The 3,125-nt window shown below is 69.2% G+C and carries 1 protein-coding gene; it reads right to left on the reverse strand.

The genetic code is table 11. The annotated features are described in order from the left end of the window. Window positions 1–213 precede the first annotated feature (213 nt). Window positions 214–2,589, reverse strand: a complete 2,376-nt coding sequence (locus VXC91_RS44035; protein WP_329512957.1) for an N-acetylmuramoyl-L-alanine amidase — start codon at window positions 2,587–2,589, stop codon at window positions 214–216. Window positions 2,590–3,125 lie beyond the last annotated feature (536 nt).

Below are 3,125 nucleotides of genomic sequence, written 5' to 3' on the forward strand. Positions count from 1 at the left end.
AGCCGCCTGAACGGGCAAAACGAAGGGCCCCGCTGATCGTCAGCGGGGCCCTTCGTCAGGCTGCCCGACCCTCTTTGCCCCGGAGAGATCCGCGGCCCTTGACGTTTCGGGGGCTGTGCCACCTTCGGGCGCACCTTCAGGGCCACCAGGAGGACTCGCCCGCCGGTCCGGCCCGCGCGGAGGTGCCGCGGCCCGGACCGGCGTCGTGGCTGGTCAGCCGATGGTTGCGATGCCGTCGGTGGTGATGGTGGGGCGGCCCGAGGTGCCGACCACGACGATCTTCAGGGTGTGTTTAGCAGAGCTGGACCAGGTCTTGGTCCAGATCGCCTGCCGGTACAGGGTGGTGGAGGACTTCAGGTCCACCGTGGTGACCTTGGTGCCGTCAACGTAGATGTACGCCTGGCCGGAAGTGGAGGCCCGAGAGACGATCCAGGCCACCGAGCGTCCGGTGAAGGTCCAGCTGATCGAGGCCCCGGCCGACGAGGAGCTGTAGGAGTAGCCGCCCAGGTAGCTGGTGCTGCTCTTGCGGGTCCAGCTACCGGTCCGGGTGGTGGAGGCCTCCTGGATGATCGACGGCGTGCGGTAGACGGAGGCGCCGGCGGTGTTGCCGGCCACGTCATACGCCTTCAGGGCGAACAGGTCCGAGGTGCCAGGCTTGGCGGTGGTGTTCCAGGAGGTCACGGTCGGGCCGAAGGTGGCCGAGGACGGAGAAGTCGCCACGACCTTGGCCAGCGCCGCGTTGTCTGCGGCCTTCCAGGTCACCGTGACGGGGACCGCCGTGGAGTTGACCGTGCCGGTGCGCACCTTCACGCCGGGAGCGGTCGGGAAGGTGGGCGCGGTGGTGTCGCCGACGAGGGTGACTCCGCTGGACAGTGTGGTTGACCCGCGAACGTGGGTGGCGCGTACCTGGACGGTGTGGCTGCCGGCAGCGACCGAGATCGAGGCGGAGCGGCTGGAGCCGGAGGTGTGTGCCACGGCCCTTCCGTCGACCAGGACGTCGAATCCGGAGATCACCTGCGACGGCGTGGACGTCGTCCAGCTCACCGTGGCCGAGCCCTTGGTGTAGTAGCTCGTCCCGGACTTGGCCGCCCCGCCGGACATCCCGGTGACGGCGACACCGCTGACCGGGCCGGCCGCGTAGGAGCGGACCATGCCCAGGGCGTTGTAGAGCTGGTTGCCGGGGCAGTCGGTGGCGAAGCCGTTGCGGTGCCCAGAGATCACGTTGAACTTGTAGCTCGTGCCCGCGGTGAAGCCGTAACTGTCAGAGGCCCCCTCGGTCAGATACGCGGTACCGGTGCCAGGGTTCACGCCGGTCATGCCGAACTTCCAGGCCGCGATCCGGGCGATCGAGCCCAGCATCGCCGTGCTCGGCTTGGCTCCGGGGAAGGTGCTGGCCGTGGAGTCGCCGCCGCTGAAATCGGTGTAGGTGCCGATAGCGGCCACTCCCATGCTGTTGGTGTTGAACCCGTACGTCTGGGCGCCGACGATCGGCAGCGCCATCCCGCCGAAGCGGCCCTCAAAGATGGTGCCGCACTTGTCGACCAGGAAGTTGTAGCCGAGGTCGCGCCAGCCCTGGTTGAGGTGCTCCGCGTAGATGCCCCGCACGATCGCCGGTGAGTCCGAGCAGGAGTAGTTGTTCGTGGTGTCCGTGTGGTGGACGTACATCACCTTCACCGACGATCCGTACAACGGGTAGCCGGATTCCCGGGCGCACTCGTCCGCGCCCCATCCGGCCCTGGTGACCATCGGCGGCGGTGCCACCGTCGAGGTGGTGGTGGCCGGCATCGGGTCCGGCGGGGTCTGCGACGCCGACGCGGAGGGGCTGGCCGATGAGGTCGGGCAGGACGGGTACGCCTGGGCCAGCGTCGGGAGCTGGCTGGGCCAGGAACTCGCGGACGCGCTCGGCGAGGCGGAGGCAGAGGCCGCAGTGGACGGCGAGGCAGAGGCCGAGGCCGTGGCCGTCGTGGTGGCCGTGGGTGAGGCGGAGTCCGTCGCGGTCGGGGTATCCGGAGCGCCAGCGCTTCCGGAGGCCGTCGCAGTGTCGGTCGCAGTGGCGCTGTCTGTCGGCGTGGCGGTGTCGGTGGCCGTCGCGTCCATGGCGTAGCCCGCCAGGCCCATGCCGGAGCCCGTTTGCCCGCTAGTGCCGGTGGTGGCCTTGCCCGGATCGATCAGGTCCACCCGCAGCCCGGCGGGCAGCGCGGTCGCGTTGTGCGCGCCGGCCGCGCGGACCTGGATGCCGTTCGACGGCCCCGACCACATCGGCGACATCCCGCCGCGCACACCAGGACGGTTCAGCTCGGCGGGGTCGGGGATGTCGTCGGGCTGCTGCATCTTCAGCCACTGCGTCCAGTGGCCGCTGTTGGCGGAACGGGTCCGTACCTCCACCGCGCCGCGCAGCTTTGTGCGTGCACCGTTCCAGGTGACGCCCACCATGCTGAAAGGAGCCGTGGACCTGGCCCCCAGTGCCTTGAGTGACGCGCTGGCCCCGGTCAAAGGCAGCGAGTGCACATGCGTCTTGATCGGTCCCGGCGCCGCCGACGCTCCGGCACCGCCGCCCGACCCAGCCATCGCGACGGCCGCCACGGCCACGCCACCTCCTGCGACGAACGCCCCCAGCGCCATCCACGTGCGCGTTTTTTGGAACGCGGCTCGACGCACGTGCCCAACCTTGTGTTGAGTTCTCATGCCCCACCCTGAAGGAACGTGGCATCACAGGCCACATGTTCGAAACCTGGGGTTTGGTGACGTGCTCCACGCGGAGCGACGCTCATCCCCTTGTTATGCCTGCCCTAGCCTGGGCACAGCTGTCACAGCGCAGCCTAAGGGCTGTCCCGTAAGCAGTTGCCCATGGTTGGCCCAACCCTTCCCCAGGCCAGCACGCTAGCCTGCTCGGGCTTGAACGTCGGCTAGCGCCAAGGAGGATGCGTGGGCGGCTCGATAGCGGCGTGTTGGTCATCGCTGCATTGGGTGTCGTCGGCACCCTGGCCTCGGGACTCCTCACGCAGCGTGCCGCTGCACGTGCCCGGATGGTGGAGCTGGAACATGACCAGCGTCACCGGCGGGACGAAGGGGATCGGAACGGCGCCAGGCCATGTTGGGGTTGCGCCCCGGTGGACACGAGCACA

This window comes from Streptomyces chiangmaiensis (assembly GCF_036281785.1).
Lineage (GTDB): Bacteria > Actinomycetota > Actinomycetes > Streptomycetales > Streptomycetaceae > Streptomyces > Streptomyces chiangmaiensis.